The following is a 15,664-nucleotide window of genomic DNA, read 5'->3' on the forward strand; positions in this document are numbered from 1 at the left end:
TTATACTCCTTTTTTCCATTTAAACAGGGAACTGCCGAGTTTCATTAGAATCAAATCACATAACAGTCCAATCACCCCAATAATCAGGATAGCTGCATAAACATTATCGAAATTTTGATAACGCGCTTGTTGAGTAATAAACCAAGTAATTCCTGAGGTAGCACCAATCAGTTCCGACACAATTAAATAGGTCCATGCCCAACCCAGCAACACTCGTTGATCTCGATAAATATCAGGCAGTGCCGCTGGGATTACCACATGGAACAGGCTTTTAAGGTTATTGGTGCCTAGTGTATAGCCTGCTTCAACCAAGCCGCGATCAACCATTCGAGTGGTATTGGCAATGATCAGAATTTGCTGAAATAAGGTTCCAATTACGATAATGGCAATTTTCGGAGCATCATTAATGCCTAAAATCGCCACCGCCAATGCCCCAAAGGCAGGTGCAGGCAGGTAGCGAAAAAACTCGACAAAGGGTTCAGTTAGCTTGGAAATGGTATTGGAAAAGCCACACAGAATACCAAGTGGCACACCGATCAATGAAGAGATAAAAAACGCCGTAAATACAATCTTGATACTGTGCCACAGGCTTTGATGTAACCAAGGTGCATCGGCCTGTTGTGGGGGCGTGGTAAACGAGGTGAAAAGTGCTTTCGCCACTTGATGCGGTGCAGGCAAATAAATTGGATTGACCAGAATACCTGTAGGCGGTGTTTTGCCTTGATTGACGGCATCTTGAGCCTCTGCATAATAAGCCTGCTTATCTATTCGGGTGCCTGCCTGTAGATAAGTGGCTGAGCCTGCATTGGTAATTTGAACTTGTGGATGCCAGATAAAAGGTAAGTAACTGACACAGCTCCAGATTAAGATGGGAATCAGAAAAGATCCCAAACTCAAGTAGAGCTTTTTCCTTTTTGACAATACTGAATGATGCATAGGTGCACACCCGTAGTAATACTAATTGAATAAAACGTAATACTAATTAGCAATTTTGATGCCAGTGCAGATGCTGAATCGCAAAATCAGGATGAAGTGCATTCAATGAAAAGCGAGATAGGCACTTTGTAATGCTTTTAATGTGTTTGTGCCTATCTGTAAGTGAGTCCTTAATGCTTGAATAGATTCAGGTTGTTGAATTTTATAAGCAGTTGATCAGGAGATTCTACCCACGCTGGGTCAGACTGAATACAATCGATGGGACAGACAGCGAGGCAGGTGGGTGCTGTGTAGAAACCGACGCATTCAGTGCAACGTTGTGGGTCGATTTCATAGACTTTTGCACCTTCATTAATCGCTTGATTGGGGCATTCAGGCAAGCACATATCACAATTGATACATGCATTGGTAATGATGAGTGCCATATCAATCTGCCGAATAGGCAAGTGCTGCAGATTGCAACTCGGTTGTGGCGTGCGGCAAATTACGAATCAATAGGGCATATTCAATATCGATCTCAGCGGAGAGTGGGATTTCTACGATATGACTTGAACCTTTGGCATTTTCAATGGCATTGCCCTTAAGATCACGCATCTGTTCTAATTTGAAGTTGATATTGCCTTTGGGTGTCATCAATTCAAGCGAATCACCAATCACAAAGCGGTTTTTAACCTCAATGCGAATATAGCCGCCATTGCGACCCATCACTTCGCCGCAAAATTGTTGATAGTCAAAATGTGATGATCCGTCTGCATAATTTTGATAATCGCTATGCACATGACGACGCAAGAAGCCTTCGGTATAACCACGATTGGCCAATCCTTCCAGTTGAGTCATCAGGCTTGGGTCAAAGACTTTGCCTGCCAGTGCATCATCAATGGCTTTGCGGTAAATCTGCGCAGTACGAGCACAATAAAAATAAGATTTGGTACGACCCTCGATCTTTAAAGAAGCAACACCCATTTGAGTCAGACGATCGACATGCTGTACTGCACGTAGGTCTTTGGAGTTCATGAAATAGGTGCCATGCTCATCTTCTTCGGCGGCAAACATGTCTTCATCATTACGCTGCACTAAAACAGTTTGCGCCGTAATTGTGCTGTTGTTTGATGTCTGTGAGCAACATTGCTGTTGGGTATCGACTTGCTGAACAGGAATGACATCACCATTGGCATCTTCTTGCGCTGAGTGGATTTTATAGTCCCAACGACATGCATTGGTGCAGGCCCCTTGATTGGCATCACGTTTATTCATATAGCCCGATAACAAGCAACGTCCTGAATAGGCCATACATAGTGCACCATGTACAAACACTTCCAGTTCAATTTCAGGGACATGTTTCTGGATTTCTTCTATTTCTTCGAGCGAAAGTTCTCGTGACAAGATCACGCGACTTAGACCATAGTCTTTCCAGAATTTTACTGTGGCCCAGTTAATGGCATTGGCTTGTACTGACAGATGAATCTGCATCTCGGGGAAATATTCACGTACTAACATAATCAAACCAGGATCAGACATAATCAATGCGTCTGGCTGCATGGCAATAATCGGTTCAATGTCTCGGATAAAGTTTTTGAGCTTGCTGTTATGTGGCTGGATATTGACCACCACATAAAATTTTTTGCCTAGGGTGTGGGCTTCATCAATCCCGATTTTTAAATTGTCATGGTCAAATTCATTGTTACGCACGCGTAAGCTATAACGTGGTTGGCCTGCATAGACCGCATCGGCACCATAAGCAAAGGCATAACGCATATTTTTAAGTGAACCAGCAGGAGAGAGTAATTCAGTATTCATGATGCAGCATAAAAGGCATATAAAAAATAAGGAATTATTCTAGAAAGTTCAGTACAAGGATTCAACCTAGCATTTTGCTCAGGATTTTATAGATGTTTAGGAAAAATCTAGGCCATAAAAAAGCACCCGAAGGTGCTTTTTAGAATTAGTGATGACGGTGCTTTCTTTTCTTCTTGTATTTTTTAGACTGGTAATTGTCATAGTCACGGTCTTGACCTACTTTACGGCCTAGAGCAGAACCACCTGCCGCACCAGCAGCAGCACCGATATAACCGCCAGTCGTACCACCGAGGTTTTTACCGACAGTATAACCACCCACGCCACCTAAACCACCACCAATGGCAGCTTCAGTACGGGTACGTTTGCTACTTGCAGCCGCTGCACCACCAGCACCACCGAGTGCAGAGCCAATCATTGCACCGCTGTTTCCACCCATTTCTTTACCAATTGCAGTACCTACAACACTACCAAGCGCAGACGTCGCAGCAACACGGGTTGCATTATCAGCATGAGCAGCAGTAACCAATGATGAGCTCGCAAAAACAGCAGCACATAACCAAGCATTTAATTTCATTTTTGACTCCGTGTCCGAAACATGGCGGACCTCTTTTTCATGGCTGCAAATGTAACAAAATTTGCATATGAAAGTGTGGAGAAGCTTTCCTGAATTATTACTCTTTAGTGTCTGGATTGTAGTGTTTTGTTGCTAAGAATATCGAAGAATGAGGGTTAAGTTCGATTAAACAATAAGATAGTTAATCACTGCACAAAAATAATGAAACCTTGTTTTAAGGTTTCATTCATTTTTTAATTAATCTAATTGATCATCTTTTACAGCTTGTTCTTCAAGTTTGAGCTGACGAGGATTCAGTTCAGTTTGCAAACGTAGATAATTTAAGTCACGGATATTCTTTTGGGTTGCGACTACGCCAAACAGACTTAATAAGAAAGACATGATGTAAAAGCCTTTTTCACTCATGCTCAGATCCGCATTCCATAAGCTCACCAATAAAAGACCGATACAAAGTGCCATCGAAGCCCAACATAGCCCATAGTAAATCGCCGTAACGGGAATTTCTTCGAGTTGGTCACGCACGGTTTTCTGTAAAGAAGCCGCAGAAAAAAGTCCATAAAGCAAGATCACCAGATAATAGCCTTTTTCATGCAAGGGCATATTGGCATTCCATAGACCAATCATAAAGCCAACGCCACCTGCAAGTAAGGCCACCCAGCTCGCAGCAATAAAGGCTGAGGTGGGGCGGTTTATAAAATTATTCATAGATTATCCTATTGTTTTATCTTTCTATTTGTCTTTCATTATTTATATATAAGCCTTGATCAGAGAACAAGCAATGAAAACTAAAACTGAACAATTTGTGATGAAATGGGTGAGGAATAGTAAGTTCCCCTGATTCTCTATGTCTTTTAAGCAGTAGAGTCTGTAAACTATGCGCAATTTTTTGATTTTGCTCGTGCTTCATTGGCACTGAGTCTTTAGATTTTGAGATATTCCGCCCATGAAAGCATCACTCCGTTTAAGACTCGATCAACTTTGTGATCGTCACGAAGAGCTGACTGCATTACTCGCTGATGTAGAAGTAATTTCGGACAATAAACGTTTTCGTAAACTGTCCCGTGAACACAATGATTTAACTGAAATCACCGAGGTTTGGAGCAAATATCGTCAAGCGGAAGAAGATATCGAAACGGCTGAAATGATGAAATCAGATCCTGATTTCAAAGACATGGCCGAGGAAGAAATCAAAGAAAATAAAGCACTTTTGCTTGCGCTTGAAGAGCAGTTAAACGTGTTGATGATTCCGAAAGATCCAAATGATGCCAACGCAGCCTATCTTGAGGTGCGTGCGGGTACAGGTGGTGATGAAGCTGCGATCTTCTCGGGTGATTTATTCCGTATGTATAGCAAATACGCTGAAACACAAGGCTGGCGTATCGAAGTGCTTTCTGAAAATGAAGGTGAGCATGGCGGCTATAAAGAAATCATTTGCCGTATTGATGGCGAAGGCGTCTATGGTCGCTTGAAATTTGAAAGTGGTGCACACCGCGTACAACGTGTCCCTGCGACTGAATCACAAGGCCGTGTACATACTTCGGCTTGTACGGTTGCGATTCTGCCAGAAGTCGATGTAGATACCACTGTTGAAATCAATCCTGCCGATTTGCGTATTGATACTTACCGTGCATCAGGTGCGGGTGGTCAGCACATTAACAAAACTGATTCAGCAGTGCGTATTACCCATATTCCATCGGGTGTGGTGGTGGAATGTCAGGAAGAGCGTTCTCAGCATAAGAACAAAGCCAAAGCGATGGCTTTATTAGTTTCACGTTTAGAAAATGCCAAACGTGCGGCAGCAGATGCAGCAACCTCAGAAATGCGCCGTGACTTGGTTGGTTCGGGTGACCGTTCAGAGCGTATTCGTACCTATAACTATCCGCAAGGTCGTATGACCGATCACCGTATCAACCTGACTTTATATAAGTTAGATGCAATTATGGAAGGTGATTTAACTGAATTGCTGGATAGCTTACACCGTGAATATCAAGCGGATCAGTTGGCGATGCTTGCACAGGAAAATGGCGGCTAATGAATATTGCTCAAGCATTAGAGATCAAAGGTGAAATTGATAGCTATGAACGTCAAGAGGCGGCGTGGCTACTCGAACATATTTTGGGGATCAATGCCTTAGAACTTAAATTAAGACTTGAGCAAGAACTGACTGAAATGCAGGAGCAAGCTTATTTAGATGGGCTGGCTCGTATCGAACAAGGTGAACCGTTGGCCTATGTCACAGGTTCACAACCGTTTTGGACGCTCGATTTAAAAGTCACCCATGACACTTTGGTGCCGCGTCCCGATACCGAAATCCTTGTGGAAACGGTATTAAAACTGCCTTTAAGTTCACAAGCCAATATTGTTGACCTAGGTACAGGCACAGGTGCGATTGCTTTGTCACTCGCGTGTGAGCGTCCACAGTGGCAAGTAATTGCAACTGATATCTATGCACCGACTTTGGCGGTGGCGCAGGACAATGCCGTTCGACATGGTCTCATGCAGGTCAAGTTTGCTTGTGGCGCTTGGTTTGAGGCTTTAGAACAGCAACAGTTTGATCTGATTGTCTCGAATCCGCCATATATTGATCCTGACGATGTGCATATGCAAAAGCTCAAGTCTGAACCTGAGCGTGCATTGATTGCAGATAAGCAGGGTATGGCAGATATTGAGATTATCATCACCCAAGGTAAAGACTGGCTTAAACCGAATGGCTGGATTGTGCTTGAACATGGTTATGACCAAGGCCAAGCAGTACGTGATATTTTTGAGCAGCATCATTTTAGCCAGATTAAAACAATTCAGGACTACGGACAAAATGACCGCGTGACCTTGGCCTGTTGGATCTAAGCTTGTTTGTGGATGCTATCACGCCAACCTAATAATCTATTTTCCAGTAGTTTCATCAAACTGTCGGATATTTTTCCAAGCAAAGCCAATAAAATAATCGCAATAATTACAATATCTGGGCGTGAAGTTTCTCGTCCATCACTGAGTAGATAACCAATTCCTTGAGTTGCGGCAATCAGTTCCGCTGCAATCATAAACATCCACGATAAGCTCAAGCTATTGCGTAAACCGGTCAGGATTCCAGAAGAAGCAGCAGGCAACACAATGGAGATAACCCGTTGCAATGCATTGAGGCGATAGACCTTTCCAACCTCAATCAGTTTTCGATCTACATTATGGATGGCTGCGACCGTATTGGTATAGGTCGGGAAAAATGCACCTATCGCAATCAGCGTGATTTTAGAAGATTCATCAATCCCTAACCAAAGTAATAATAATGGAATCCATGCAAGGCTTGGAATGGATTTGAGTGCGGAAAAAGTGGGTTCTAAATAGGCTTCTACTTCTTTGCTTAAGCCGACCCAAATCGCAAAAATTAAAGCGAAACCACTACCGATTGCAAAACCGATGAGTACCCGCCGTGTACTGATGTAAATGTGCTGCAGTAAATCAGTTTGAGCCAAATCCCAAAAAGATTGCCACAAACTACTGGGTGCAGGAAGTAAATATGCATCGATATCGCCATTTCTGACTAAAAATTCACAGAGTATTAACAGCAGAGTAGGAAGTAGCAATGCTTTTAGCCAACGAATGAGGTTTGGGCTAAAACGCTTTTTATTTGTTTGTGCGCTTTGCTGAGCTAGAAAATCCGTTAGCTCTGCTTTGTGACTTGAATTGCGCATGGATTATTTCACAACTTTTTGAGCAAAGCGTGGGTCAAGTAGTTGATCAACCACTTGATTGACATCAGTTCCTTTTCTGACCAAATCTTCTTCCGTCAGGATTTTTCCTGATCGTTTCAGTGCCTGTGCTTGTGTAGCAGATGGAATGTTTTGTTCAAAATTGGTACGGCTCAACTGCAATTTTGCAACAGGTAAAGGCAGTTTCGCTTCACTTGCTAACAACGCTGCAACTTTATCTGGATTGGCTTTGGCCCATTTTCGTGCTTGTTCGTAGGCTTTAATTACCGCCTCAATCGCTTCTGGGCTTTGTTTACTAAACTCTTCTTTGACGTTCAAGACGCTATAACTATTAAACGCAACATTACGATAAAGCAATTTAGCCCCAGATTGGATTTGTGCAGATGCCATTAAGGGATCAAGTCCCGCCCATGCATCTACTTGACCGCGTTCTAATGCAGTTTTGCCGTCTGGGTGTTGTAAATGAACCAATTGAACATCACGTTTATTCAATCCGACTGTATCCAATGCCTGTAGCGTAAACAGGAAAGGATCTGTACCTTTGGTTGCAGCAATTTTTTTGCCTTTGAGGTCTTTGAGGTTTTTGATTGGAGAATTTGCAGGAACAACCAATGCTGTCCATTCAGGTTGGCTTTGAATATAGACCGTCTTGATTGGGCTGCCGTTGGCGCGACTGAGTACTGCAGCCAAACCCGCGGTTGAAGCGAAATCAATACTATTGCTATTTAAATATTCTAGAGAACGGTTACTACCTTGGCTAAATACCCATTTAATTTCGGTATTGGGAAGGGCTTTTTCTAACAGTTTTTGATCTTTCACCACCAAGCTGGTTGGCGCATAGTAGGCATAGTCAAGTTTAAGTGTGGTGGGAATGGCAGCAAAACTGGAGGATATAAATACCGTAGAGAAGCCTAAAGCGAATAAATTCTTAGAGAGAGGTAATTTAGAAAGGAAAGACATGAGCTAAATCAGCGCCGTATAATGAAATATCAGCGATCTTTACATGGATCACAGAGCATCCCAACTGAGTTATTTTGATTTAGAAATCATGATAATAGATAAAAATCAAATTGGTCTCAAGACACTGTTTTTATTCATGAACAATGTTGATTATTACGTTGGGCTGCTATTGAAAATATAGTGATATCCTCAGCTTAATCTTCGATATATTGCTGTACTGCATTGGCTAAACGGCTTTCATCTTGTTGTTGTAGTCCATCCACCACGCCCAGAGCATCTGGCTTTTCCCGATTTTGGCTGAGTTTAAACTTTCCCGTGATCTGTGAGATCGGAATTTCGATCCCGACAATGCCTTGCAGTTCTTGAGCAATATAGTCATCTGGTGCATCCGACATTTTCCAAGGCGTTGCTTGTTTGGCTTCATGGGTACGTGTCAGTCTGGCCAAGATGCCGCGTAGTGCTTTTTCATCATGTAAGAAATTGATGCTTCCTTTGACATGAACCACTTGATAGTTCCAGGTGGGCACATGTCGATGGTGTTGTTGCTTGCTCGGATACCAATTCGGTGAGATATAACCGTGTTCACCCTGAAAAATAATTAAAACCGCTGCGCCATTTTCAATTTGAGTGTGTAGCGGATTATTCTTGGCAATATGCGCAATCAGTGTCGCTGTTTGGCTGTGCTCATCACGCAATAAATGAAAGGGTAAATGATTGGCTTCTAAACCTTCAGTACTGTGACTTATCAGTGTGGCAAAAGGGTAGTCCTGAATCAGTTGGTATAATTTTTCAAGATCTGTTTCTTCAAATATTTCAGGCAAATACATTGTCTACTCCTTCGGTTATTCTAAATGACCCAACCGTTTCTTTTTATTGGGTGAAGACTTCCTATAGCTGCCGGGACTGACTCCCGTCCATTTTTTAAAGGCACGGTGGAAAGCACTTGGGTCATGGAAATGCAAATCATCACTGATGTTCTGGATTGAATCATTGCTTTTACTCAGTCGTTCAATGGCTATATCACAGCGAATGTCATTTTTAAGCTGTTGATAACTGACACCTTCTTGCTTTAAACGACGTTGAATGGTAGCAGTCGACATATTCAGTTGCTGGGCAATCTCTTTCAGTTCATCCCATTGCGATGGTGGCTGTAGCAGCAGTTGACGGCGGATTTGCAAGCTTAACGAGTTCTCATTTTTAAAGCGTACAATCAGGTTATAAGGTGTGTGTTTAAGAAAATCTTTGAGCGCTTGTTTATCTTTTTTGATTTTATGCTTGAGATAATGCGCGTCAAACTCGATTTGATTTTGCTCGGCATTAAATTGAATGTTCTCGCAAAACCGTACCCGATAATCTTGTATTTCCACAGGTGGGTGGCATCTGAAACTCATTTTGTGGAATCCGATGCGTTGATCACTCAACCAACACATCAAACTGTGTACCAACATTAAATAGGTTGAATAGGTAAACATCCGTTTCGGGTGCTCACGATCATGCAAGATCAAATAGGCTTTACTGCCTTTTTGAATCAGTTCACCCCGAATATCATCCAGTACCAAACTTAAAAATTTTAAGATTTCTTGAATGGCTTGCTCAAGGGTTTCAGCATTAAAAGCTAATTTTGCTAATAGGCTATAACTGCCTCGGCGCATGGGATGAGTATCCATACCAAGAAACTCATCATTCATACTTTCAGCAACTTCGACCCATAACTGCGCACATTGTGCCACGGGAACTCGTGCCTTGGAGGAGGTCAATAGTTCAGCTGAAATACCTGCTCGATTGGCGATACTGACAATATTCAACCCACGACTTGCAGCAACACTCAACGCCTCACGGATTAAAGCATTTGAAATGGTGTCCTTAGCCGAATTAAGATCGAGGTTGAGGTTTTTGTTCATATATCAATAAAATACAGGAGAAAAATGAAATCGAATGCTCAAAAGCCGCAGCAAATTTGCTACTTTTTGAAATTGTATCGGAAAATACTTGCCTTTAGGCTTAGTTATAAAAATTTATATCTTTAATTTGATAGGAAACGTAAATGAAAATTCAGGGAAAACATTTTGTTATTACAGGTGGCGGTTCAGGTCTAGGTGCAGCAACAGCAGAATATTTAGTTGAAAAGGGGGCTTCTGTCACTTTGGTTGATATGAATATCGAAGCTGGGGAGCAACAAGCACAAACATTGGGTGCAGCAGCAGAATTTGTAAAACTGGATGTGACCGATGAAGCGGCAGCAGAACAGTTCTTTAAAGATGTATTGGCAAAACATGGCAGCGTTTATGGTTTGATCAACTGTGCCGGCATTGGCCCATCTGCAAAAGTCGTCGGTAAAGAAGGCGTACATGATTTGGCAATGTTCTCTAAAACCTTGCATATCAACGTGACGGGTACATTCAATATGCTGCGTTTTGCAGCAGATGCCATGAGTAAAAATACCGTAGCAGAAGGTGATGAAGATCGTGGCGTAATTGTAAATACTGCGTCAGTGGCTGCCTTTGATGGTCAGATTGGACAAGCGGCTTATTCAGCTTCAAAAGGGGCTGTGGTGGCGATGACTTTACCGATTGCACGTGAGTTAGCGCGGCATGGTATTCGGGTCATGACCATTGCCCCAGGAATTATGGAAACGCCAATGTTGAAAGGTTTGCCTCAAAATGTGCAAGATGCCTTGGGACAAATGGTGCCTTATCCATCACGTTTAGGTCGTCCAGAAGAGTTCGCGCGTTTAGTGGCGCATATTGCTGAAAACTCTTATTTGAATGGTGAAGTGATCCGTTTGGATGGTGCAATCCGTATGGCAGCCAAGTAAGTTTTACTTTAATTCGGAGATTATGCTCTGATTTTGTTTAAAACCGTTGTGGATGTCACAGCGGTTTTTACTTTGGTATTTGATATTGTGTCCGAATCGATTTCGTTTTAAGGTCGAATCAGAATATTGATATGGATGATAATAACAACGATGAAAACCAAGATCTTTTTATCTGCTATGACTGTGTCTTTAGCAGGTTGTGTGGGGAATATGAACCCGACAGGTGGCAACTCAAGACCGAATTATCCCTACTATGTGACACAGCAACCGATGTTGGTTAAAAAAATTCATGTTCCCGCAGGAACCACCTTGGTCTATAAAGAACAGTACTTTAAAAAAGGCAAACAAGACCAGATTATGTCAGAAAATAAACTGACCGATATTCGATTGCCCATTGGTCAAAGCATCGATTGGGGTGGTGTACCAGTCACCATGATTTCACAGTTTTTTAATTCAGCTATGCGCGGCTATTCTTTGTATCCTGACTTTAAAAAATTAGATGCAGCTAAGCGAACCAGATTTTCTCAGTTATGGCAGAGTTGTGATGATGATCTAGGCATCAGTATCAAAGATCGAAAGGATTGGTCATTTAATAAAGTCAATATTGCCGATGTGCAAAGCTGTAGTACCAACTATCAACGCTACTTTAAAAATGACCAAGAACAGCAGCAGTTTTTAGATCTTATGTATCATGAGTTGATGAAAATCAATGATCAATAAAAGAGGCAAAGCTGGTTTTGCCTTGCCTTATATTAAAGACTATTTGGCCTTAACTTCATCCCCAATCAAATAAAATGTACCGCCTGCAATGTAATGCAGGCTGCGCAACGCTTTACTGGCCTCTTGAAAGTGCCAATGTCCATCGCAGAATACCCGTGAATCAGCCCAAGCACCCACCACTGAGCCGATAAATAGATCATGTGCTTGTTGATTATGTGGTTCTGGAATCACTTTACAGACCAGCCAAGCCAGACTACCTGCTACCAGTGGGACAGGAAAATCATCTTGGTAAAACAATTCAGTTTTGCATTCTTCTAACTTGCTTGGATGATCAAACTGGCTGATGGTTCCAAGTTGATGCACCATATCAATTTGCGCATAACAGGGCACTTGTAAGGCAAAATAACCGCTTTGCTCTACCAATTGGCGAGTCTTGGTCGTTTTATCTAAAACCACTGTGACTTTGGCAGGTGTAAGTTCCAGTGCGCAAGCCCAAGCTGCTGCCATGACATTGCGCTCTTGCCCATATTGAGCAGAAACCAAGACTGTCGGGCCATGATTGAGCAGGCGATAAGCTTTGGAAAGTTCAACTGCGGTAATTTCTGGCTGACTCATATAACATCCACAAGGTTGAGACATCGCTCCATTGTTACATAAAATTCTGTAAAACTTTATTCAATTTTCCAACGTTTATAGGCACGATTAAAACTTGAGAGAGATGAATACCCCAATTTTTTAGCAAGTTCATCTTTGGTGATAAAAGGATTCAACATCAGTTTTTTTGCTTTTTCCTTTCTTACTTCATCATATAAAGTTTGAAAGCTGATCATTTTTTCTTGCAACATCCGTTGTAAGGTTCTTTTGGTCAGGTTTAGCTTTTGAGCAACTTGATCAATACTCTGTAAGCCTTCTGTTTTATCATCAATCAGATATTTGACTCGTTGTAAAATATCTTGGGTTGCAAGTAGTTCATCCAATTCTTTTTGGCACAGTAATTTAAATTTTTCTGCGGTGAGTGGGTCGGCCATACTAAGTGGCGCGTCTAGAAAAGTTGCAGCAGCAATTAAGCGGGTATAGGGCTGTTCATAACGTATCTCTGCAAAAGTCGATGTCAATATCTCTGCAAAACGAGAAAAATAGTCAGGGTATTTACATTGTAGGTCGATGCTAGGTTTGAAGTATGGGATAAAGAAACGGACCAAATGCACAAAACCAGTCAGAAAGAAAATACAGCTAAATTCGTAGGCTTGTGTATCTGATTCATCATTAAAATTCAGCAAGGAACGATCATAGGCAATGCTGTAATAGGCGAGCTTATTTTCAACTTTAAAATTTAACTCGACAAATGAACATTGCAAGCTGACAAATTGATTAATGGTTTCAATCGCTTCTAAGGCATTTTTTGAAATGGCAACGGTAAAACCGAGTAAGCCATGCGAACTGATTTTTAACTGTGTGCCTGCATAGAAACCAATGCCTTGTTCCTGTGTCAGTTCAATAGTTCGAGCAATCACTTTTTTAAAGGCGTTCAGACTGATTTTATAATTCAGATCATGTAGTTTATCGATCTCAACGCCAGTGCCCCAAAATAATGTTTCAACAGATATATTCCATTGTGAAACCACTTCACTCAGTAGGTGAGCATAAGAACTGCTAATAAAATGCTGATTATGGAGACGGGGAATACTCATAGTGCGAAGTAAATTCCATTTTAAAGCTGATCCAATTCATTCTGAAATTAAAGCAGAGTGATGGATTTGAAAATGTGCATTCATCGGAATTTTATCAATCCAGCGTAATTTTGGCACGAATTGTTATGATTTTGGCACAGTTTGTTTTAGTCTAAAAATCACACAATATTTCGAAGGAGTATAATTTCTGCCAGTCGTTTGTATGCTCGGAATGATTCCAGATACGAAGAAAAAAGACTAAATCGTTGTAATAAAAATGAAAAATGCTAGGAGCAGAACGTGAAGAAAAAATATTTAAATGTCATGGCGCTAATGGCGGGCATGTTGGTGAGTAGTGGATCTGTGGTACATGCAGGTTTGTTTGATTTTTTTGCACCAAAGGCATCATGGCAAAACTGTAATGTGAACTCTTGTTCAGTCGGCGGTAGCACCAGTGTTACATCAAGCTATGCAAAAACCAAGTATCCAATTCTACTCGCACACGGGATGGCTGGGTTTTCTGCGGTTGGCCCTTTGCAATATTGGAATGGCATCACCGAAGATTTGGTGGGCAATGGAGCGAATGTCTTTGTTGCACAGCAAGCTTCTTTTAATTCATCAGAAGTACGCGGTGAGCAATTATTGCTACAGGCGAAGCAAGTATTGGCGATTACAGGTGCGGAGAAAATTAACTTAATTGGCCATAGTCATGGCTCTCAATCAGTTCGTTATGTCGCAAGTTTGTTGCCGAATAAAATTGCGTCAGTCACAGCAGTAGGTGGTCCAACCAAAGGTTCAGATGTTGCAGATGTGGTTGACTCAGTGGTTAAGTCACCTGTGGGTCCAGCATTGGCACCCGTGATCGCAGCAGGGGTGAATGCCTTCTTCTCTTTGGTGGGGATTGGTTCAGGTCATTATTATGATCAAGATGCACTGGCGGGCTTAAATTCATTAACCACTAGCGGTTCAGCAAACTTTAACCAACGTTTTCCAGCAGGTGTACCAACCACAGCTTGTGGTTCAGGAACAGAACTGGTCAATGGTGTACGTTATTATTCATGGAGTGGAACCAGTCCGTTTACCAATGCTTTAGATCCAATGGATTATGCATTAACAGCAACTTCTTTACTGATTTCTGGTGAAAATGATGGCTTAGTGCCGCGTTGTTCGAGTCATTTGGGCACCGTGATTCGTGACAATTATGCATTTAACCATTTGGATGAGGTGAATCAGATCCTTGGTTTAGTTGGATTCTTACAGAACCCAGTAACACCTTATCGTACTCAAGCAAATCGTTTAAAAAATCAAGGTTTATAATCCATTTACCAAAGGAGTAATCCGTTGCTCCTTTGGCTTTAACGGTTCAAACAAAGAAAGAATGATAAATAGAGCAAGGGATGATGAACGGTAAATTTTTGAATAATAAAACCATTAGTATAGTTTTAATCGCATGTTTATTGCTCTTGTTGGCTTTAATCTATTGGATATTTAAACCAGATCCTCAAAATACTCAGCAAGCACCAAATCAGCAGGCTCAATCACAGGTCTCCGAAAATGGCTTAGAGGCAGGTCCGCAAAATAATCAACAAGGCAAAATGCCAGTCCTAGCCTCTTCATTACGAGGCACTGAAATTGATTGTCCAATTCAGGTCGATGCCAATGGTAAATTAGTTTTAACGGTCGGTATTCGCAGCTGTTTTGATTATTTCTTTTCCAGTTTAGGTGAAAAAACTGAAACGGAATTGATTGCTGATATTCGACAGTATCTCACTGCGACATTACCTGACACAGCTTCAAGTTATGCCAGTTATCTGCTAGATCAATATGTTGCTTATACACACGCCTTAAAAAATATAAAACCGACCGGTAATTTTAAAACCGGTGATATTGACGGTTATCAAAAAGTGATTGAGCAAATGTACAAAGTACAACAGCAGTTTTTTAATGCGGCTGAGATCAATGCTTTATTTGGCAATGAACGTAATTTGAACCAGTTTAATATCGATCAAATGCGTATTCATGCCAATAAAACCCTGACCGCTCAGCAAAAGGCGGCTGAGTTGGCGAAATTGATTGATCAACTTCCTGCGACATTGGCTGATGGTGTTCGGGTTTCGATGCAATTTGCTGAATTGCAGCAACTGACTCAAGAGGTACGGGAAAAGGGCGGTTCTGCACAAGAGCTTCGTAATATGCGTGAAAGTTTATTAGGGCCTGAAGCAGCGGATCGTTTGGAAAAGGTTGATCAAGAAGAAGCTGGATGGCAAACGCAGGTAAATGGATATTTGGCTGAACGTGACCAAATTTTAAAAAGTGATGCAAGTGATGCAAGTAAACAACAGTCGATTAATCAATTACGTAATCAATCCTTTGGAACTAAAGAAGATTTATTAAGAGCTCAGTCTTATGAAATGATGCATGATCGAAAGTAAATCAATAGGGTGATGTGATAATTCAGATCTGTCGTAGAGGATTTAGGGTGGAT

The 15,664-nt window shown here is 41.6% G+C and carries 17 protein-coding genes; 6 read left to right on the forward strand and 11 right to left on the reverse strand.

The features are described from left to right. The 5 genes from FPL17_RS03380 to yiaA all read right to left on the reverse strand — a co-directional run bounded on the left by FPL17_RS03380 (position 1) and on the right by yiaA (position 4,012). Entirely contained in the window at positions 1-936 is a 936-nt protein-coding gene (locus FPL17_RS03380; protein WP_159883249.1) for an ABC transporter permease, read from the reverse strand. A gap of 170 nt (positions 937-1,106) precedes the next feature. After that, positions 1,107-1,361, reverse strand: a complete 255-nt coding sequence (locus FPL17_RS03385) for a YfhL family 4Fe-4S dicluster ferredoxin (protein ID WP_159883251.1) — start codon at positions 1,359-1,361, stop codon at positions 1,107-1,109. 1 nt (position 1,362) lies between these two features. Then, positions 1,363-2,733 carry a prephenate-dependent tRNA uridine(34) hydroxylase TrhP gene (gene trhP / locus FPL17_RS03390; RefSeq protein ID WP_159883253.1) on the reverse strand — a complete coding sequence of 457 codons (1,371 nt, stop codon included), beginning with the start codon at positions 2,731-2,733 and terminating at the stop codon, positions 1,363-1,365. A gap of 145 nt (positions 2,734-2,878) precedes the next feature. Continuing rightward, complete coding sequence (locus tag FPL17_RS03395; protein ID WP_004806422.1) at positions 2,879-3,307, reverse strand: hypothetical protein; 429 nt, start codon at positions 3,305-3,307, stop codon at positions 2,879-2,881. Between the two features lie 237 nt (positions 3,308-3,544). After that, positions 3,545-4,012: an inner membrane protein YiaA gene (gene yiaA, locus FPL17_RS03400; protein ID WP_005187715.1), complete on the reverse strand. Its 468-nt coding sequence runs from the start codon at positions 4,010-4,012 to the stop codon at positions 3,545-3,547. 238 nt (positions 4,013-4,250) lie between these two features. Between yiaA and prfA the strand changes: the two genes are divergently transcribed. Both prfA and prmC read left to right on the forward strand, forming a co-directional pair. Further along, positions 4,251-5,339, forward strand: coding sequence for a peptide chain release factor 1 (prfA, locus tag FPL17_RS03405; RefSeq protein WP_005204369.1), 1,089 nt, complete (start codon positions 4,251-4,253; stop codon positions 5,337-5,339). Then, on the forward strand, positions 5,339-6,154 hold the full coding sequence (gene prmC / locus FPL17_RS03410; protein WP_159883255.1) for a peptide chain release factor N(5)-glutamine methyltransferase: 816 nt from the start codon (positions 5,339-5,341) through the stop codon (positions 6,152-6,154). The genes prfA and prmC overlap by 1 nt, the downstream gene beginning before the upstream one ends. Here the strand turns inward: prmC and FPL17_RS03415 are convergent. The 4 genes from FPL17_RS03415 to FPL17_RS03430 all read right to left on the reverse strand — a co-directional run bounded on the left by FPL17_RS03415 (position 6,151) and on the right by FPL17_RS03430 (position 9,875). After that, on the reverse strand, positions 6,151-6,996 hold the full coding sequence (locus tag FPL17_RS03415) for an ABC transporter permease (RefSeq protein WP_159883257.1): 846 nt from the start codon (positions 6,994-6,996) through the stop codon (positions 6,151-6,153). The two genes, prmC and FPL17_RS03415, sit on opposite strands and share 4 nt — an antisense overlap. A 3-nt stretch (positions 6,997-6,999) precedes the next feature. Beyond that, positions 7,000-7,974, reverse strand: a complete 975-nt coding sequence (locus FPL17_RS03420) for an aliphatic sulfonate ABC transporter substrate-binding protein (RefSeq protein ID WP_159883259.1) — start codon at positions 7,972-7,974, stop codon at positions 7,000-7,002. Between the two features lie 194 nt (positions 7,975-8,168). Next, the gene (locus FPL17_RS03425; protein ID WP_159883261.1) at positions 8,169-8,801 is read right to left on the reverse strand and encodes an FMN-binding negative transcriptional regulator; all 633 of its coding nucleotides are present in this window, start codon (positions 8,799-8,801) and stop codon (positions 8,169-8,171) included. 15 nt (positions 8,802-8,816) lie between these two features. Further along, on the reverse strand, positions 8,817-9,875 hold the full coding sequence (locus tag FPL17_RS03430; protein ID WP_159883263.1) for an AraC family transcriptional regulator: 1,059 nt from the start codon (positions 9,873-9,875) through the stop codon (positions 8,817-8,819). A 143-nt stretch (positions 9,876-10,018) separates the two neighbouring features. On the opposite strand from FPL17_RS03430, the gene FPL17_RS03435 reads away from it, so the two are divergent. Both FPL17_RS03435 and FPL17_RS03440 read left to right on the forward strand, forming a co-directional pair. Then, positions 10,019-10,789, forward strand: a complete 771-nt coding sequence (locus tag FPL17_RS03435; RefSeq protein WP_004806439.1) for a 3-hydroxyacyl-CoA dehydrogenase — start codon at positions 10,019-10,021, stop codon at positions 10,787-10,789. Between the two features lie 150 nt (positions 10,790-10,939). Beyond that, a complete protein-coding gene (locus FPL17_RS03440; protein ID WP_159883265.1) occupies positions 10,940-11,509 on the forward strand; it encodes a hypothetical protein in 570 nt (189 codons plus the stop codon). A 39-nt stretch (positions 11,510-11,548) separates the two neighbouring features. Here FPL17_RS03440 and FPL17_RS03445 read toward each other — a convergent pair whose 3' ends face one another. Together FPL17_RS03445 and FPL17_RS03450 are read right to left on the reverse strand one after the other, a co-directional pair. After that, positions 11,549-12,124: a flavin reductase family protein gene (locus tag FPL17_RS03445; RefSeq protein WP_159883267.1), complete on the reverse strand. Its 576-nt coding sequence runs from the start codon at positions 12,122-12,124 to the stop codon at positions 11,549-11,551. 56 nt (positions 12,125-12,180) lie between these two features. Then, complete coding sequence (locus FPL17_RS03450) at positions 12,181-13,200, reverse strand: helix-turn-helix domain-containing protein (protein ID WP_159883269.1); 1,020 nt, start codon at positions 13,198-13,200, stop codon at positions 12,181-12,183. A gap of 279 nt (positions 13,201-13,479) precedes the next feature. On the opposite strand from FPL17_RS03450, the gene FPL17_RS03455 reads away from it, so the two are divergent. Then, entirely contained in the window at positions 13,480-14,496 is a 1,017-nt protein-coding gene (locus FPL17_RS03455) for a lipase family alpha/beta hydrolase (RefSeq protein ID WP_151715279.1), read from the forward strand. An 83-nt stretch (positions 14,497-14,579) separates the two neighbouring features. Beyond that, positions 14,580-15,611, forward strand: coding sequence for a lipase secretion chaperone (locus FPL17_RS03460; RefSeq protein ID WP_159886769.1), 1,032 nt, complete (start codon positions 14,580-14,582; stop codon positions 15,609-15,611). The last annotated feature ends 53 nt before the right edge of the window (positions 15,612-15,664 follow it).

This window comes from Acinetobacter dispersus, from assembly GCF_009884975.1.
Taxonomy (GTDB): domain Bacteria; phylum Pseudomonadota; class Gammaproteobacteria; order Pseudomonadales; family Moraxellaceae; genus Acinetobacter; species Acinetobacter dispersus.